Raw genomic sequence first — 15,081 nt, 5'->3', positions numbered from 1 at the left:
TTAATAGGAAGCGCGCGAGGGTTCCGCCGAGGTCGAGCCGTGGCCGAGGGTTTTCAGAAGGTCATCCAAGAGGGAGGAGGCCCCGAACCGGAAGGTTTCCGGCGTGGCCCAATCCGGCCCCATGATCTCGTCGGCCACGGCCAGATAGGCGGCGGCATCTTCGACCGTGCGCACCCCGCCCGACGCCTTGAAGCCAACTTCCGGGTCCATATCGTGAATGACCGACAGCATGATGCGCGCGGCCTCTAAGGTCGCGCCCACGGCAGTCTTGCCGGTGGAGGTTTTGAGGAAATCGGCCCCCGATAGGATCGCCGCTTCCGAGGCTTCGCGGATCGCCGTTGGGCTGGCGAGCGAGCCGGTTTCGAGAATGACCTTGAGGATCACCCCGGTCGGGCAAACGGCGCGCGCCGCCGCCACGATGTCGCGCGCCAGGGTGCGCTTGCCGGATAGGAAAGCCTGCCAGGGGAACACCAGGTCGATCTCGTCCGCGCCGGCGTGCAGGGCAGCGATGATGTCGGTCTCGATGGTCTTGCGGTCCTGGGTGCCTTCTGGGAAATTCACCACCGTCGCAAGGCCGATGCGCTGATCGAGCAGCCCATTGGCCAGCGCCACAAACGGCCCATAGATACAGATTGCCGCCACCGGCCCCGCCGGGGTCACGGCCTTGGTACAGAGGGCTTGGATCGTCTCCTCGGTATCCGTCGCATTCAGCGAGGTGAGGTCTAGCAGGCCCACTGCGCGCTTGGCGGTATCCGTCAGGCTCATGCTCCGAAATCCTCCAGAAAACCGATGACCAGCCGGGTCAAATCCTGCCCCGCCTGTCCCGCCAAGGCCAGCGTATGCTCGTGGCTTAGCGCCGTATCGCTCAGCCCTTCGCCAAGGTTGGTGATGGCTGATACTCCAGCCACGCGCAATCCGCAATGGCGCGCAAGAATAACCTCGGGAACCGTGCTCATCCCCACCGCATCGGCGCCCAAGCGCTGAAAGGCGCGAATCTCCGCCGGGGTTTCGAAACTCGGGCCGGTCACGGCGATATAGACGCCTTCCTGAAGTGGAATCCCCAGGTTTTCCGCCACCTTGCGAAAGCCTGCCCGGATAGTGGCGTCATAGGCGTTGGCCATCGGCGGAAAACGCGGGCCGACGGTTTCATCGTTCGGGCCGATCAGCGGATTGCCGTTCATCAGGTTGATGTGATCGTCGATCAGCATCAGCTTGCCGGGTTCAAGGTCGCGCCGTAGGGAGCCAGCGGCATTGGTCACGATCAAAAGCTCAGCCCCCAGGGCCTTCATCGCCCGCAGCGGCACCGCCATGCCCGCCAAACCTTCGCCCTCGTACACATGCTTGCGGCCCTTGAAGCAGGCGACCGCGACCCCACCGAGAGTACCCAGCACCAAGGTTCCCGCATGCCCGACAACGGTGGATTTCGGGAAGCCCGGCAGATCGCCATAGGGAAGGCTGACCGCCCCCTTAATCTGGTCGGCCAAGCCCCCGAGGCCCGAGCCGAGAATAATCGCGACCCGCGGCGCAAACCCGGGGGCCTTGGTGCGGATAACATCGACAGCGGCGGTGTGGCTCATAGCACAGGCTCCTCGAACGGATGGCGGCCCTGGCGGTCCTCGATCTCCACGACCCAGAGGTCGGGGTCGCGGCGGCGGGCACGGGCAATGGTTTCTTCAGCGTCGGCTTCGGCAATGGGGGCCTCGCCGCTGACGCGCAGCCACGCAGGCTCCCCGTCCAGCGTGCGGGTTTGGCTGAGGATCGTGCAGCCCTCCGGCCCTTGGTTGATCACAACCATCACCGCCCCGGCCTGCGGTTCGCCCTTGTAGCGGACCAGCATCGGGATGCCGCGATCATTCCAGCGCTTGATATGCGCCTTCAGCCAGAAATCGGTGGCGAGCCGCCCGCTCATGCGTCGGGCAAATGGTTCGGCCCGAAGGCGCGCGGCAGCAGATCGCCGATGGTCACCACCTCGTAGCGCCCATCCGCCGCCGCAATGGCGACCGGGACCGAGGCATCACCGAACTCGAACAGCCGCTGGCGGCAGCCGCCGCAAGGGGTGCAGAGGTCGGGGCCGGAGCCGATGACCGCCACCGCCGTCAGCCGCCGTTCGCCGCCCGCGATCATCGTACCAATCGCACAGGTTTCGGCACAGGCCCCTTGCGGATAGGCGGCGTTTTCGACATTCGCGCCGACGAAGACCTGCCCGCTCGGCGTTAGCAGCGCCGCGCCGACGTGATAGTTGGAATAGGGCGCATAGGCGCGGTCGCGGATGGCTTTGGCCGCCGCGACCAGGGCGTCGAAATCAATGTTGCTCATCGGGATTTCACGTAGGGCAGGCCGATGGCTTTCGGCGCGACGGCTTTCCCGACGAACCCAGCCAACAGCAGGACGGTAAGGATATAGGGAACGGCCTGGATGAACTGCACCGATACTTCGCCAACCACCGGCAGCGGAACCCCCTGGAGACGCACCTGCAACGCATCGGTAAAGGCAAAGAGCAGGCAGGCCAGCAGCGTCGGCCACGGCTTCCACTTACCGAAGATCAGCGCGGCCAGCGCCAGATAGCCCTTGCCCGCCGTCATATCCTGCAAAAAGCCGCTCGACTGCGCGACCGACAGATAGGCCCCCGCCATGCCACAGAGCAGCCCGTTACAAGCAAGCGCCAGATAGCGGGTGCGGGCTACGCTGATCCCAGCGGTATCGACAGCATGGGGATTTTCCCCCACCGCCCGCAGCCGCAGACCAAAGCGGGTTTGATAGAGAAGATAGGCGACCAGCGGCACGATCAGCGCGGCCAGATAGACCGGCGCCGTATGGCCGGAAATCACCTCGGCGTAGAGTTTCCCGACCAGCGGCACATCGCGCAGGGTTTCGGCCAAGGGCAGGTCGATCGGACGAAAGCGCCCTTCGGTCGGCAAGACCGGCGTGCGTCCGCCCTCGTGGAACCAAGCGGAGGCCAGGGTCGGCGTGATCCCGGCGGCAACAATATTGATCGCCATGCCGGAGACCATCTGATTGCCATTGTGGGTGACACAGGCAAAGGCATGGACCATCGACAGGAACAGCGCCGTCAGCATGCCCGCCAGCAGCCCCGCCCAGGGGTTCGCCAGCAGAAACGCCACCGTGCCGCCCGCAAAGGCCGCCGCCAGCATCTTGCCTTCAAGCCCAATATCGACGACGCCGGAGCGTTCGGAAAATAGGCCCGCCAAGCCCGCCAGCACCAGCGGGGTCGCCACGCGGAAGGTGGCATCGAGCATGGAAATGATCATATCCATCGCGGCTTCCCCTACCCGCTCTTCGGCCGGAAAAACGCTTCCAGCGGCGCGCGGAACAGATTCTCCAGCGCCCCGCAGAACAGGATCACCAAGCCTTGAATGACGATGATCATCTCGCGGGTGATCGCCGGAATTTCAAAGGCAAGGTCCGACCCGCCCTGATACAGCGCGCCGAACAGCAGCGCCGACAGCGCAATCCCAATGGGATGATTGCGCCCCATCAGCGCCACCGCAATGCCGACATAACCGACACCGCCGGTCCAGTTCATGACCAGCCGGTGCTGGACGCCCATGACTTCATTAATCGCGGCGAGACCTGCGAGCGCGCCGGAAATCACCATCGCGATAACAATTAGGCGCGGCACCGGCATCCCGGCATAGACCGCCGCCGTCTCGTTGGTGCCGACCGTCCGCAGCTCGTACCCCCAGCGCGTGTGCCAGATGTAGAGATAGACCAGCACCGCCGTGAGGATGGCGAGGAAGAACCCCAGGTTCAGCGGCATTTGCGGCAGGCTGATCCCGAGGATAGCCCCCATTTCCTGCACGGTCGGCAGATGGGTGGAGGGCGGAAAGGCTGCCGACTGCGGCGCTTGCTGGCCCGCCGCGCGGATTACGTCCACCAGCATCCACGTCATGAAGGCCGTGGCGAGGAAGTTGAACATAATCGTGGTGACGACCACATGGCTGCCGCGCGCCGCCTGAAGGTAACCGGGGATAAAGGCCCAGGCCGCACCGCAGACAATGGCGGCGATCATGGCGATGGGCAGCACCGCCCACCAAGGCCAGCCGGGCAGCGCGAGACAGACCAGGGCGACGCCGAGGCCCGCCACATAGGCCTGCCCCTCGCCACCGATATTGAACAGCCCGGCATGAAAGGCCACTGCCACCGCAAGCCCGGTGAAAATGAAGTTCGTCGCGTAATGCAGCGTATAGCCGATGGCTTCGGGATAGCCCACGGCGCCATTGACGAGAATCAGCAGCGCCTCGAACGGGTTCTCGCCAATAAGGGCGATGACCAACCCGGACACGATCAGGGCTGCCGCCAGATTGAGGGCGGGCAGCAAACCGAGATCGACCCAACGCGGCAAACCAGACTGACGGGCGGCGCTCATGCGGCATCTCCCGCCCGGCCCGTTTCCCCGGCCATCATCAGGCCAAGGCGGCGCTCGTCGGCTTCGGCACGCGGCAGGATGCCGGTGATTTTACCGGCTGCCATCACGATGATGCGGTCCGCCAGGGATAAGATTTCATCAAGCTCCACCGAAACCAACAGCACCGCCTTCCCGGCATCGCGCAGGTCCACGATGCGGCGGTGGATAAATTCGATAGCGCCAATATCCACCCCGCGCGTCGGCTGGCCGATCAGCAGCAGATCGGGATCGCGGTGGATTTCGCGCGCCAGCACGATTTTTTGCTGATTGCCGCCCGAAAATAGCGACGTGCGCAGCAGCGGATCGGGCGGGCGCACGTCGAATTCCGCCATGAAGGCTTCGGTACGGGCGATCAACGCGGTACGGTCGAACAGCAGGCGGCGAATACCCGACGTCCCCTGTAAATCGCGGTCGTGATGATAGCCCAGAATGGCGCTTTCGTAAGCGGGGAAGGGTTTCACCAGCCCCATCGTCATCCGGTCTTCGGGCACATGGGCAATGCCGAGGGCGCGGCGGCGCGCGGCTTCGGTACCATTGAGCGGCGGCAGCGGTTTACCGTGATAGAGAATTTCGCCTGCTGTCGGCGCACGAATGCCCGACAACACGTCCAGTAACTCCGACTGCCCGTTGCCGGAGACCCCGGCGACGCCGACAATCTCCCCAGCGCGCACGGTGAAATCGAGATCGTGCAGCAGCGTTACGCCGCGCCGGTCAACGAGACGAATGCCGCGCCCTTCCAGCACCACTGGGCCGGGGTCGCGCGCGGCTTTCGGGATCACGAGGTTGACCTTGCGGCCCACCATCATTTCGGCCAACTGCGCCTTATCGGTCTCGGTGGTTTTAACCGTGCCGACGACGGCGCCCTGGCGCATCACCGTTACCGCATCGGTGGCATCCATAATCTCACGCAGCTTATGGGTGATCAGCAGAACGGTTTTCCCTTCCGCTTTCAGCGTACGCAGAATGCGGAACAGGTGATCGGCCTCCTGCGGCGTCAGTACGCCCGTCGGCTCGTCCAAAATCAGAATTTCGGCGCCGCGATAGAGCGCCTTCAGAATCTCAACGCGCTGCTGCAAGCCGACCGGCAGGTTGCCGACGAGGGCATCCGGGTCCACGTCCAGCGCATAATCCCTATTCAGCCGCTCCAACTCGGCCCGCGCTGCAGCCAGCGATGGGGCGAGGCGCACGCCTTTTTCGATGCCCAGGATCACATTTTCCAGCACGCTCAGCGTATCGACCAGCATGAAATGCTGATGGACCATGCCGATGCCAAGGCGGATGGCATCCTGGCTGGTACGGATCGCCTGTTCGGCGCCATGCACCTTAATCTGCCCCGAATCGGCCTGATAAAAGCCGTAGACGATGCTCATCAGGGTCGATTTCCCCGCCCCATTCTCGCCGACGATCCCGTGGATCGATCCGGCGGCAACGGTGAAGGAAACATCGCGATTGGCGTGAACGGCCCCGAAACGCTTGTTGATGGCGACCAGATCGAGCGCCGGCGGACGGGCAGCGGAAGACGTCATCGGCAGTCAGAACTTCCCACGGCAAAACACAAAAACAGCGCCCGGACGACGCAAAGCATCCCCCGGGCGCGGCTCGGTCTATCCCAAATTCCTGGCGGTCTTAGCTGACCGGGCAGGAATTATTGTTGGCGCGGTAATCCACCGCCTTAATCTTGCCGCTGATAATGTCGGCGCGGATCGATTTGATCTTCGCTTCCATATCGGCGGTCACGAGCTTGCGGTTATTGTCGTCGAGCGCCCAATCAACGCCTTCTTCTTTCAGGCCGAGCGAGATGGTCCCAGCTTTCCAGGTGCCCTTCTTCACGTCCATGAAGCTATTATAAACGGCGTTATCAACGCGCTTCAGCATTGAGGTCAGCACCGTGCCCGGTTGGACATGGTTCTGGTTGCTATCGACCCCAACCGCCAGCTTGCCCTTATCCTTGGCCGCCTGCATCACGCCGATACCCGTGCCGCCCGCCGCCGCGAAGACGACATCGACGCCGCGGTCGAACTGCGAGATCGCGAGTTCCGCGCCCTTGGCCGGATCGCGCCAAGCCGCCGGGGTGGTGCCGGTCATATTGGCGATATATTCGGCTTTCGGGTTAATATATTTCGCACCCTGGGCATAGCCGCAGCCAAAAGCACGGATCAGCGGAATATCCATCCCGCCAACGAAGCCGACCTTGCCGGTCTTCGATGCCATCGCGGCGAGCGCACCGACCAGGAACGAGCCTTCTTCTTCCTTGAAGATGATCGACTGGGCGTTCGGCGCATTCACGACCGAATCGATGATCACGAACTTCACGTTCGGGAACTGCGGGGCGATCTTTTCCACCGCCGCCTGCTGGGCAAACCCGACCGAGACGATCACACCAACGCCGCGCCGGGCGAGGTTGGTCAGCGCCTGTTCGCGCTGATTTTCGTTGGTGATTTCGAATTCGCGGTAGGCAGTCCCAGTTTCTTTCTTAAAGCGTTCCGCGCCGTTATAGGCGGCTTCATTGAAGCTCTTATCGAACTTGCCGCCCATGTCGAACACAATAGCGGGGGTGGTATCCTGGGCCAGCGCCGTTGCGCTCATCAGGCTTACAATCATCCCGGCCGCGTAAGCCGCAATCTTCATACGGGTCACGATCAATTCCCTCTCGTTCGAAGCCCTACGAATGCCCATTTCATGGTTCTTGTGGCACCAGCGAACTGGCCCATTGGTCAACTATGGCAAGGTGCAGGCTGGGTTGCACGCGGATTCTTTGCGGAATCCCGCAACGAACGCTAGAGATGAAACCCCAAACCCAAGCAGGGGTGCCGTTTGCTGCGCCGAAGAGGAAGTTCCGTGTCTGAGGTCCGCGCGCTTTTATTCGATATGGACGGCACGCTCGCCGCGACCGACCATCTGCATGCCGATGTTTTTGCCGAGGTGCTGGCGCCGCACGGGTTTACCGTCGATGCCGATTTCTATGCGCAGAAAATCGCCGGGCGGACCAATCGGCTGATTTTTCAAGAGCTTTTCCCCGGCCTCAGTGATGCCGAGGCCGATGCCATGAGCGAGGCTAAGGAAGCCGCCTTCCGCGCGGCCCATCCGGCACTAGACCCACTGCCGGGGCTTGCCGACTTTATCGCGAGCGCCAACGTGCGCGGCCTTCAGATTGCCCTCGTCACCAATGCCCCGCGCGCCAATGCCGACCATGTGCTGGATGCCATCGGCCTGATGTCGCATTTTTCGGAAATCGTGACGGTCGACGTGGTGGCGCGCGGCAAACCGCACCCCGATCCGTATCAAGAGGCGCTACGCCGCTTCGGCCTTGCCCCCCACCAGGCCATCGCCTTTGAGGATAGCCCCACCGGCCTGCGCGCGGCCTTGGCCGCAGGCGTGGCGACGGCAGGCCTTGCCACCAGCCTTGCACCGCAGGCTTTGCTCGACCTCGGTGCGCGCTGGGCTTTTCAAGATTACCGGGGGGTTCAACTCGACGCGCTCTTGGCGGAGGCCGGTTAAGACGGCGACAGTAGCCCGTCGAGTGTCGCAGCGCAGACCGCCAGCGGTTCGACCTGCTGAACGCTGCGCGCCAGCCCCATCGCACCCGAATAGGTGGCGATGATGAACAAGGCAAGCTCATCCGCCGGGCTGGGCGGCAACCGCCCCGCCGCTTGATCGGCTTCGATCTTGCGCGTCAAGACCTGCCGCCACCGTTCGTAGAGATTACGGACATTATCTGCATAGCGAGTGTCTTGCCCGGCGATCTCGCTGGCGAGTGTGTGAAGCGGGCAGCCGAGGACATGGCCACGCGCGCTTAGATCCGCAATCAGCCCTTGGAAAATCGCCGCGACGCCTGTGCGGGTGTCGGCGGCGCGCTCCAGTGGCGCAATCCAGGTTTCCATCAGCGCCGCCGCGACCGGTTCGGCCAAAACCGCCAAGATCAAATCGCGCTTCGCCGGAAAGTGATGGGCCAGCGCCCCACCGGAAATCCCGGTATCGCGCTTGAGATCATGGATCGAGGTGGCGCTGACCCCGCGCGCCAGGAAGGCGTCGAACGCGGCCTCTAGAATGCGGCGACGCACGGGCGGGGCATCGGTCCCCATCGGCACTTCTCCCAAATGCAAAGGCCCTTGACAAACAGGACGATTGTCCTGTTGAAAGATACAGGACAATCGTCCTGTCTTTGGAGGATCCGCATGACCATAGCCGCCGCCCCCACCCCCCCGGAAGAGATTATCGAACTCCGGCGCTATCGCCTGCGCCCCGGACAGCGCGAAACGTTGATCGATCTCTTCGATGCCGAATTCATTGTCCCGCAAGAAGCAGCAGGCATGCGCGTCATCGGCCAGTTCCGCGACCTTGATGATTCCGAGAGTTTCACGTGGTTCCGGGGCTTCCCAACCATGGATGCACGACGACAGGCACTTGCCGATTTCTATGGGGGGCCAGTCTGGCAGCAGCATGGTCCAGCCGCCAATGTGACGATGGTGAATTCCGACAATGTGCTGCTGCTGCGCCCGGCCTATCTCGGCGGGGGACTGCCATGCCTGCCACGACGGTCGGCCGATAGCCCGGCCGTGATCGAAGTCGCCGTCGCCTCCCTGGCGCCCGGCGGAGAAACCGATTTCGCGGCGGCATTCCGGGCAGAGGCCGCCCCCCGTCTCGCCGCCCTCGGCGCAGGACTGCTGGGCGCGCTTGTGACAGAGCGCAGTCCAAATAGCTTTCCACGCCTACCCGTACGGGAAGGGGAAAGCACCTTTGTCTGGGTTGCCGAATTTGCCACCAGCGCCGCCTATGACGCGCATCGCGCCCGCCGAACGGCTGACCCGCTCTGGCGAGACACGATTTTCCCGGCGCTCGACCGGCGGCTGTGGCGCCCTTTAGAAATATTGCGCCTTAGCCCCACGCGGGGGTCGGCCCTCGGATCTTACGCCTCGGCAATCCAGCGGTAGCCGAAACCGGGGTAATTATGGATGGCGGAAAAGCTCTTATCCGCCTCCTTAAACTTCTGGCGGATGCGCTTGACCATCGCGCGGACATTGGCGCGGTACCCGTCCGTCCCCGTCCCCGCGATGAAGCCAACGCCCTTCACCGTATCATAAATATCGCGGTAGCTGGCATCCTGCCCGGCACGGTCCACCAGCAATTGCACGACGCGGAATTCCGATAGGGTCAGATCAACCCGGCGGCCGCGCCATTCGATGCGCGCGGCCGTGCCGTCCAGCGTCAACTCGCCGATCTGGCGGATCGTCCCGGCCTCCGCCGGGCGGCCCGACATGGCCCCCATCGCGCGCAACGACTGCGACAGGGTTTCGCCATCGGCCTTGGCGGGCGGAACCAGCAGCATCGGCGTTTCCGGGCTGGCCGCCTGCAAATCGGCGAGATCATAGCTCGACACCGACTGACTATCGATCACCATCAGGGCGATCTCGCCGCCCTTCCCGTCTGCATCGCTATCGCCCGAGAACAGCGGCGCGACGGCATAACCGGCGTCGGTCAGGGCGGAGGCCCAGGCCAACCCCTGATCCGGCACATCACAAATCATCGCAACGCGGGGGGCCACTCCGTCGGCACGGGAAGCGGCGGAACGGGCGGTTTCGGCGGTTTGGCCTTGGATCGTCGTCATGGGCTTCTTCTCCTGCATTACGGCTCTCAGGCAGAAAATATCGAGTCGAGTGAATATAACCATAGGTATGACGGAAGGGCAAGCCTTTCTGAAACCATCTCGTCACAGAGTGCGTACAACCCTTTCCAATCTCTTCAATTTTGCCTATATTTGATCACAAACTGTCCCAAACCCTAGCTTGTCTCTCGGCCCAAGCGCCCTAGCTTATTTTCCAAGTCTTAGGAAAAGCGGGCATGTATCAGGTCGTTTGGTTCAAGCGCGACTTACGGACCGTTGCGCATCGGGCGCTGGCAGAGGCGGCTTTGCGCGGCCCAATCGTGCCGCTCTACATCCTCGAACCCGCATTGTGGCAGCAGCCCGACGTCTCCGCCCGCCATTGGCGCGTGCTGAAACCGTGTTTGCACGATCTCGATGCCACCTTGGCCGCCAGTGGGGTTCGGCTGCTGATCCGCCAGGGGGACGCTGTGCCGGTGCTGACGGCGCTTCGCCAGCAGATTGGCCCCTTCACCCTGTGGAGCCACGAGGAAACCGGCACACTCTGGACCTATGCCCGCGACCGGGCCGTGCTTTCCTGGTGCCGGGCGGAAGGGATCGCGTGGCACGAGCTGCCGCAAACCGGGGTGGTTCGCCGTCTGCGCTCCCGCGCCGGATGGGCGGATGCCTGGGATCGGCGGATGGCCGAAGCGCTACCGCTGCCCCCCGTCCTCCTCCCACATGGGCTGTCGCTGACCTCCGATCCGCTGCCGGACACGCTTGGTACCCCCCTTGGTCCTGCTCATGGAACCGGCGAACAGCCGGGCGACCGGGCAACCGCCCTAAAACTGTTGGAAAGTTTCGCGCAGCGCCGCGCCGCCCGCTACGCCAAGGGCCTGTCGAGCCCCCTGACGGCGACGCAAGCCTGCTCCCGCCTCAGCCCAGCCCTCGCGCTCGGCACCCTCTCAATGCCGGAAGCCGTGCAACGCTTGCGGCGCGCCCAAGCTGATTGGGCCAATAGTCCGCTACCCGCCGCCGAACGCCGGGCGATGACGCTTGGCCTTAAGGCCTGCCTGAGCCGCCTCGCGTGGCACTGTCACTTCATTCAGAAGCTGGAAGATGAACCGGATATCGAAGTCCGCTGCCTGCATCCCGCCTTCGAAGGGGTGCGTGGGCACGATCCCGCGCGCATGACGGCTTGGGCGGCGGGGGAAACCGGTATTCCCTTTGTCGATGCCTGCATGCGCGCCCTGGTCGCGACCGGCTGGATCAACTTCCGCATGCGGGCGATGTTGGCGTCCTTCGCCGCCTATCAGCTTTGGCAGGATTGGCGCGCGCCCGCGCAGCATCTGGCGCGCTGCTTCATCGATTACGAACCGGGCATCCATTACCCGCAGGTGCAGATGCAATCGGGCACGACCGGCATCAATACGTTACGCATCTATAATCCGGTGAAACAGGGGATGGACCACGACCCGGAGGGGGTTTTCATCCGCAAATGGCTGCCGGAGCTCGCGGCCCTGCCGACCCCGCTCCTCCACGAACCTTGGAAGGCCGAAACGCCCTTGCTGCGGGCGGCGGGGGTTCGGCTTGACGGCAGCTATCCGCGCCCCATCGTCGATCACGAAGCGGCGGCGCGTTTTGCCCGCGATACCCTCTGGCGCCTGCGCCGGGGCGAGGCCTTTCGCACAACCGCTGCGGCGGTGGTCGAAAAGCACGGTAGCCGGAAAGATCGACGTCCGAGGACCAGAGTAGCAAGCGGCGGCGCGCAACGTGACCTGTTTGAAGGGACCTAAGCATCGCCCTCCGGACGGGAAACCGAATCTAAACCTCGAGACCAATGTCAAAATGTAGCGGGTCTTCGCGAACGCCCAACTTTTCGTAAAGGGCAATGGCAGGGGGATCGTGTCGGTCGGCCTGCACGAAAATCACCCAACCGCCGTGCTGCCTCGCGAGGGGTTTCAGCGCCTGGATCAGGGCCGTTGCAATGCCGCGACGACGATGGGCCTGTGCAACAGCTAAGTCATAGAGATAAATTTCGCTACGCGCCTGCTCAAACTTACGGAGCACATAGGCTGTCAAGCCGCCGACAACCGCCCCATCAATCTCGGCAACAACCGTGATAATCTCCGGCGACGCCAACAACCGCCTGATATAATCGTCATCGGCTGGAGCGCGAGAATAAGTCTCCGCATCGTCAAACGCATCACTGTAGACTGCGAGCAAGCCCCGCATACTGATCAGATCATCTTCCGATAAGTGTCGGATTAGATACGGCAATGTCATAATAGGGCTCGATCACGCCTTTGCAAATTTACTGAACCGTCACAGTCACGCGCCGGTTGCGCGGCTCCGCCACCCCGTCCGGCGTTGGGATTAACGGATTGCGCTTGCCGTGCGAGGCGATATTGAGGCTGGCCTGGGCCAGGCCCCCGTCCCGGAGTACCTTGGCCACCGCCTCCGCCCGCTCGCGGGACAGGGTGAGGTTGAGCGCGTCCGACCCGGTGGCGTCGGCATGGCCGACGATTTCGAGGTGCGGGAAGGGCCGCCCGGTGACCGCCGCCCTAATTTGGGGCAGCACAGCAACCGACTCCGCCGTCAGCACTGCCGTACCGCTCTCAAAATAGAGAATATAATGCAGCGGCACGGGCGGCAGCGCCGCCAAGGCCGCGCCCCAGGTTTCCTGCACCTTGGCCTCGGTCAGCACCACCGGGGCGGCGGGCGTGCCGTCCTTCGTGTCGAACGCCGTGGCCTGCAACGGTGCATCGAGAAGCTGGGTCACCCCGCCCGCGACGACGGCGACCTTCCCAACGCGGCCATCGTCTTCCGGCAACAGGGCCACCGTGGTTTGTCCGGCACAACCGCCGAGCAGCAGCAATAGCCCAAGGGCGAGGCGCTTATTCATCATCCACCTTCACCACGAATTTCGTGCCGCGAATGCCGATATTGGCGGTGGGGGTGGAAAATTCCGTGCGCTCCGGCGCCAGCCGCGCGATTTGCCCGGCAACCACCGCTAACGTGCCACGCGTTAGCTTCGCCGCCAACCCCAGCCGCTCCGCCGCCGGATCGAACACAAAGCGGTCGAGGGTCAAGCGCGCCTTCGGGCCGAGCGACAGGCTCGTATCGTCGCGCAGAATAACCCCGAGGCTGCCCCCCTCGCCGGTGGCCAGCACATCGCCCGCGTGCAGAAGCTGCCCCGCCGTTAGCGCCGCCGTCTGCCCGGCGCGGGTGAGCGTCACGGGGCCACTCAGGCTTTTTACCTGCCCGGCGGGTGGTTCCTGGGCAAACCCCGCTGGGGCGAGAAGGAGGGCAAGACCGCCCAAAAACAGAAAACCCGTCCGCCGCATTGCTATCCCCGCGTGATCACGCCCGGAATTTAGCAAACTTGGCGGACGGGCGATAGGTCGGCCTACTCCCCGGTCAGGCCGGAGAAGAAATCATTGCCCTTATCATCGGTCACGATAAAGGCCGGGAAATCGACGACGTCGATCTGCCAAATCGCTTCCATGCCCAGTTCGGGATATTCCAGCACCTCGACCTTTTTGATGCAGTCCTGCGCCAGCCGCGCCGCCGGGCCGCCGATGGAGCCGAGGTAGAAGCCGCCGTACTTCTGGCAGGCGTCGCGCACGGCTTTCGAGCGGTTACCCTTGGCCAGCGTTACCAAGCTGCCGCCCGCCGCCATCAGCACATCGGCGTAAGAATCCATGCGCCCGGCGGTGGTGGGACCGAAGGAGCCGGAGGCATAGCCTTCCGGCGTCTTGGCCGGTCCGGCGTAATAGATCACCTTTTCCTTGATGTACTCCGGCAGGCCCTGGCCCGCATCCAGCCGTTCCTTCAGCTTGGCGTGCGCAATGTCGCGCGCCACAACGATCGTGCCGGTCAGCGACAAGCGCGTCTTGATCGGGTACTGCGACAGGATCTTGCGAACCTCGGCCATCGGCTGGTTGAGGTCGATCTTCACGACGTCGCCGGAGGTATCGGCTTCGGTCACTTCCGGCAGATAGCGCGCGGGATCGGTTTCCAACGCTTCCAGGAACACCCCGTCCGCCGTGATCTTGCCGAGGATCTGCCGGTCCGCCGAGCAGGAGACGCCGAGGCCAATGGGGCAGGAGGCACCATGACGCGGCAGACGGATCACCCGCACATCGTGGCAGAAATATTTACCGCCGAACTGCGCGCCGATGCCCATCTTGCGCGTCAGTTCCAGCACCTGCGCTTCCAAGTCCCGGTCGCGGAAGGCCTGGCCGAACTTATTGCCCTCGGTCGGCAGATCATCGAGATAGCGGGCGGAAGCGAGCTTCACGGTCTTCAAGCAGGCTTCTGCCGAGGTGCCGCCGATGACGATGGCGAGATGATAGGGCGGGCAGGCGGAGGTGCCGAGGGTGCGGATTTTCTCGTCGAGGAATTTCAGCAGCGCCGCCGGGTTCAGCACGGCGCGGGTCTGCTGATACAGGAAGGTCTTATTCGCCGACCCGCCGCCCTTGGCCATGAACAGGAACTTATAGGCGTCGCCCTCGGTCGCGTAGAGGTCGATCTGCGCGGGCAGATTATCGCCGGTATTGACCTCGTTATACATGGTCAGCGGCGCGGTCTGGCTGTAGCGCAGATTGGTTTCCGTATAGGTCTTGCGCACGCCTTCCGATAGGGCGGCTTCATCGTCAAAGCCGGTGAAGACGTTCTGGCCCTTCTTACCCATCACAATCGCGGTGCCGGTATCCTGGCACATCGGCAGCACGCCGCCCGCCGCGATATTGGCGTTCTTCAGCAGATCGAGCGCGACGAACCGGTCGTTCGACGACGCTTCGGGATCGTCCAAAATCGCCTTCAGTTGCGCGAGATGCCCCGGACGCAGCAGGTGCGACATATCGTGAAAGGCTTCTTGCGTCAGCCGCACGATGGCTTCGCGCGCCACCATCAGCACCTTGCGCCCGCCGATGTCCTGAACGGAAACGCCGTCCTTGGTCAGCAGCCGGTAGGGCGTCGTGTCCTTCAGATGCGGGAACATCGGGTGGAAGTCGAAAGCGGTCATCGCGCGCGGTCCTTCTGCTGTGTCTGGCGGCGGCTCGCCCAAGCGGGA

At 63.6% G+C, this 15,081-nt stretch carries 17 protein-coding genes; 3 read left to right on the top strand and 14 right to left on the bottom strand.

Features of this window, described 5'->3' with window-relative positions; genetic code table 11:
* The 8 genes from deoC to CHR90_RS14705 all read right to left on the bottom strand — a co-directional run bounded on the left by deoC (nucleotide 1) and on the right by CHR90_RS14705 (nucleotide 7,054).
* The gene (gene deoC, locus CHR90_RS14740) at nucleotides 1-765 is read right to left on the bottom strand and encodes a deoxyribose-phosphate aldolase (RefSeq protein WP_094409764.1); all 765 of its coding nucleotides are present in this window, start codon (nucleotides 763-765) and stop codon (nucleotides 1-3) included.
* The gene (locus CHR90_RS14735) at nucleotides 762-1,577 is read right to left on the bottom strand and encodes a purine-nucleoside phosphorylase (protein WP_094409763.1); all 816 of its coding nucleotides are present in this window, start codon (nucleotides 1,575-1,577) and stop codon (nucleotides 762-764) included. The genes deoC and CHR90_RS14735 overlap by 4 nt, the downstream gene beginning before the upstream one ends.
* Entirely contained in the window at nucleotides 1,574-1,909 is a 336-nt protein-coding gene (locus CHR90_RS14730; RefSeq protein WP_094409762.1) for a DUF1491 family protein, read from the bottom strand. Before CHR90_RS14730 ends, CHR90_RS14735 begins: the two co-directional genes overlap by 4 nt.
* Complete coding sequence (cdd, locus tag CHR90_RS14725; RefSeq protein ID WP_094409761.1) at nucleotides 1,906-2,316, bottom strand: cytidine deaminase; 411 nt, start codon at nucleotides 2,314-2,316, stop codon at nucleotides 1,906-1,908. The genes CHR90_RS14730 and cdd overlap by 4 nt, the downstream gene beginning before the upstream one ends.
* Entirely contained in the window at nucleotides 2,313-3,275 is a 963-nt protein-coding gene (locus CHR90_RS14720; protein ID WP_094409760.1) for an ABC transporter permease, read from the bottom strand. Before CHR90_RS14720 ends, cdd begins: the two co-directional genes overlap by 4 nt.
* A gap of 11 nt (nucleotides 3,276-3,286) precedes the next feature.
* The gene (locus CHR90_RS14715; RefSeq protein WP_094409759.1) at nucleotides 3,287-4,387 is read right to left on the bottom strand and encodes an ABC transporter permease; all 1,101 of its coding nucleotides are present in this window, start codon (nucleotides 4,385-4,387) and stop codon (nucleotides 3,287-3,289) included.
* Nucleotides 4,384-5,952 carry an ABC transporter ATP-binding protein gene (locus CHR90_RS14710; protein ID WP_094409758.1) on the bottom strand — a complete coding sequence of 523 codons (1,569 nt, stop codon included), beginning with the start codon at nucleotides 5,950-5,952 and terminating at the stop codon, nucleotides 4,384-4,386. The genes CHR90_RS14715 and CHR90_RS14710 overlap by 4 nt, the downstream gene beginning before the upstream one ends.
* A 100-nt stretch (nucleotides 5,953-6,052) precedes the next feature.
* Nucleotides 6,053-7,054 (bottom strand): BMP family lipoprotein, encoded by a 1,002-nt coding sequence (locus CHR90_RS14705; protein WP_094409757.1) that lies wholly within the window; start codon nucleotides 7,052-7,054, stop codon nucleotides 6,053-6,055.
* A gap of 210 nt (nucleotides 7,055-7,264) precedes the next feature.
* On the opposite strand from CHR90_RS14705, the gene CHR90_RS14700 reads away from it, so the two are divergent.
* Entirely contained in the window at nucleotides 7,265-7,924 is a 660-nt protein-coding gene (locus CHR90_RS14700) for an HAD family hydrolase (RefSeq protein WP_212668693.1), read from the top strand.
* Here CHR90_RS14700 and CHR90_RS14695 read toward each other — a convergent pair.
* Nucleotides 7,921-8,508 carry a TetR/AcrR family transcriptional regulator gene (locus CHR90_RS14695; RefSeq protein ID WP_094409755.1) on the bottom strand — a complete coding sequence of 196 codons (588 nt, stop codon included), beginning with the start codon at nucleotides 8,506-8,508 and terminating at the stop codon, nucleotides 7,921-7,923. The two genes, CHR90_RS14700 and CHR90_RS14695, sit on opposite strands and share 4 nt — an antisense overlap.
* A gap of 93 nt (nucleotides 8,509-8,601) precedes the next feature.
* On the opposite strand from CHR90_RS14695, the gene CHR90_RS14690 reads away from it, so the two are divergent.
* Nucleotides 8,602-9,357 carry an NIPSNAP family protein gene (locus CHR90_RS14690; protein WP_094409754.1) on the top strand — a complete coding sequence of 252 codons (756 nt, stop codon included), beginning with the start codon at nucleotides 8,602-8,604 and terminating at the stop codon, nucleotides 9,355-9,357.
* On the opposite strand, the gene CHR90_RS14685 is transcribed toward CHR90_RS14690, so the two are convergent.
* Complete coding sequence (locus CHR90_RS14685; RefSeq protein WP_229671489.1) at nucleotides 9,333-10,031, bottom strand: winged helix-turn-helix domain-containing protein; 699 nt, start codon at nucleotides 10,029-10,031, stop codon at nucleotides 9,333-9,335. The two genes, CHR90_RS14690 and CHR90_RS14685, sit on opposite strands and share 25 nt — an antisense overlap.
* 233 nt (nucleotides 10,032-10,264) lie before the next feature.
* On the opposite strand from CHR90_RS14685, the gene CHR90_RS14680 reads away from it, so the two are divergent.
* Nucleotides 10,265-11,800: a cryptochrome/deoxyribodipyrimidine photo-lyase family protein gene (locus CHR90_RS14680; RefSeq protein WP_094409752.1), complete on the top strand. Its 1,536-nt coding sequence runs from the start codon at nucleotides 10,265-10,267 to the stop codon at nucleotides 11,798-11,800.
* Nucleotides 11,801-11,828: 28 nt separating this feature from the next.
* Here the strand turns inward: CHR90_RS14680 and CHR90_RS14675 are convergent, their stop codons facing one another.
* The 4 genes from CHR90_RS14675 to CHR90_RS14660 form a co-directional block, all read right to left on the bottom strand.
* Nucleotides 11,829-12,290: an AAC(3)-I family aminoglycoside N-acetyltransferase gene (locus CHR90_RS14675; protein WP_094409751.1), complete on the bottom strand. Its 462-nt coding sequence runs from the start codon at nucleotides 12,288-12,290 to the stop codon at nucleotides 11,829-11,831.
* 28 nt (nucleotides 12,291-12,318) lie between these two features.
* Entirely contained in the window at nucleotides 12,319-12,912 is a 594-nt protein-coding gene (locus tag CHR90_RS14670) for an OmpA family protein (RefSeq protein WP_094409750.1), read from the bottom strand.
* A complete protein-coding gene (locus CHR90_RS14665; RefSeq protein WP_094409749.1) occupies nucleotides 12,902-13,351 on the bottom strand; it encodes a FecR family protein in 450 nt (149 codons plus the stop codon). The genes CHR90_RS14670 and CHR90_RS14665 overlap by 11 nt, the downstream gene beginning before the upstream one ends.
* Nucleotides 13,352-13,413: 62 nt before the next feature.
* Nucleotides 13,414-15,033, bottom strand: a complete 1,620-nt coding sequence (locus tag CHR90_RS14660; RefSeq protein ID WP_094409829.1) for a fumarate hydratase — start codon at nucleotides 15,031-15,033, stop codon at nucleotides 13,414-13,416.
* Nucleotides 15,034-15,081: the final 48 nt, after the last annotated feature.

Source organism: Elstera cyanobacteriorum (assembly GCF_002251735.1).
Taxonomy (GTDB): Bacteria; Pseudomonadota; Alphaproteobacteria; order Elsterales; family Elsteraceae; genus Elstera; species Elstera cyanobacteriorum.
The sequence above is the reverse complement of the archived record's forward strand: the minus strand, read 5'-3'. Positions and strand labels throughout refer to the sequence as shown.

Coding starts and splice junctions, on each gene's coding strand:
- CHR90_RS14730 (WP_094409762.1), bottom strand. CDS start 1,909: ATGAGCGGGCGGCTCGCCACCGATTTCTGGCTGAAGGCGCATATCAAG.
- CHR90_RS14695 (WP_094409755.1), bottom strand. CDS start 8,508: ATGGGGACCGATGCCCCGCCCGTGCGTCGCCGCATTCTAGAGGCCGCG.
- CHR90_RS14665 (WP_094409749.1), bottom strand. CDS start 13,351: ATGCGGCGGACGGGTTTTCTGTTTTTGGGCGGTCTTGCCCTCCTTCTC.
- CHR90_RS14675 (WP_094409751.1), bottom strand. CDS start 12,290: ATGACATTGCCGTATCTAATCCGACACTTATCGGAAGATGATCTGATC.
- CHR90_RS14715 (WP_094409759.1), bottom strand. CDS start 4,387: ATGAGCGCCGCCCGTCAGTCTGGTTTGCCGCGTTGGGTCGATCTCGGT.
- CHR90_RS14735 (WP_094409763.1), bottom strand. CDS start 1,577: ATGAGCCACACCGCCGCTGTCGATGTTATCCGCACCAAGGCCCCCGGG.
- CHR90_RS14660 (WP_094409829.1), bottom strand. CDS start 15,033: ATGACCGCTTTCGACTTCCACCCGATGTTCCCGCATCTGAAGGACACG.
- CHR90_RS14705 (WP_094409757.1), bottom strand. CDS start 7,054: ATGAAGATTGCGGCTTACGCGGCCGGGATGATTGTAAGCCTGATGAGC.
- CHR90_RS14720 (WP_094409760.1), bottom strand. CDS start 3,275: ATGGATATGATCATTTCCATGCTCGATGCCACCTTCCGCGTGGCGACC.
- CHR90_RS14680 (WP_094409752.1), top strand. CDS start 10,265: ATGTATCAGGTCGTTTGGTTCAAGCGCGACTTACGGACCGTTGCGCAT.
- CHR90_RS14690 (WP_094409754.1), top strand. CDS start 8,602: ATGACCATAGCCGCCGCCCCCACCCCCCCGGAAGAGATTATCGAACTC.
- CHR90_RS14670 (WP_094409750.1), bottom strand. CDS start 12,912: ATGATGAATAAGCGCCTCGCCCTTGGGCTATTGCTGCTGCTCGGCGGT.
- cdd (WP_094409761.1), bottom strand. CDS start 2,316: ATGAGCAACATTGATTTCGACGCCCTGGTCGCGGCGGCCAAAGCCATC.
- deoC (WP_094409764.1), bottom strand. CDS start 765: ATGAGCCTGACGGATACCGCCAAGCGCGCAGTGGGCCTGCTAGACCTC.
- CHR90_RS14710 (WP_094409758.1), bottom strand. CDS start 5,952: ATGACGTCTTCCGCTGCCCGTCCGCCGGCGCTCGATCTGGTCGCCATC.
- CHR90_RS14685 (WP_229671489.1), bottom strand. CDS start 10,031: ATGACGACGATCCAAGGCCAAACCGCCGAAACCGCCCGTTCCGCCGCT.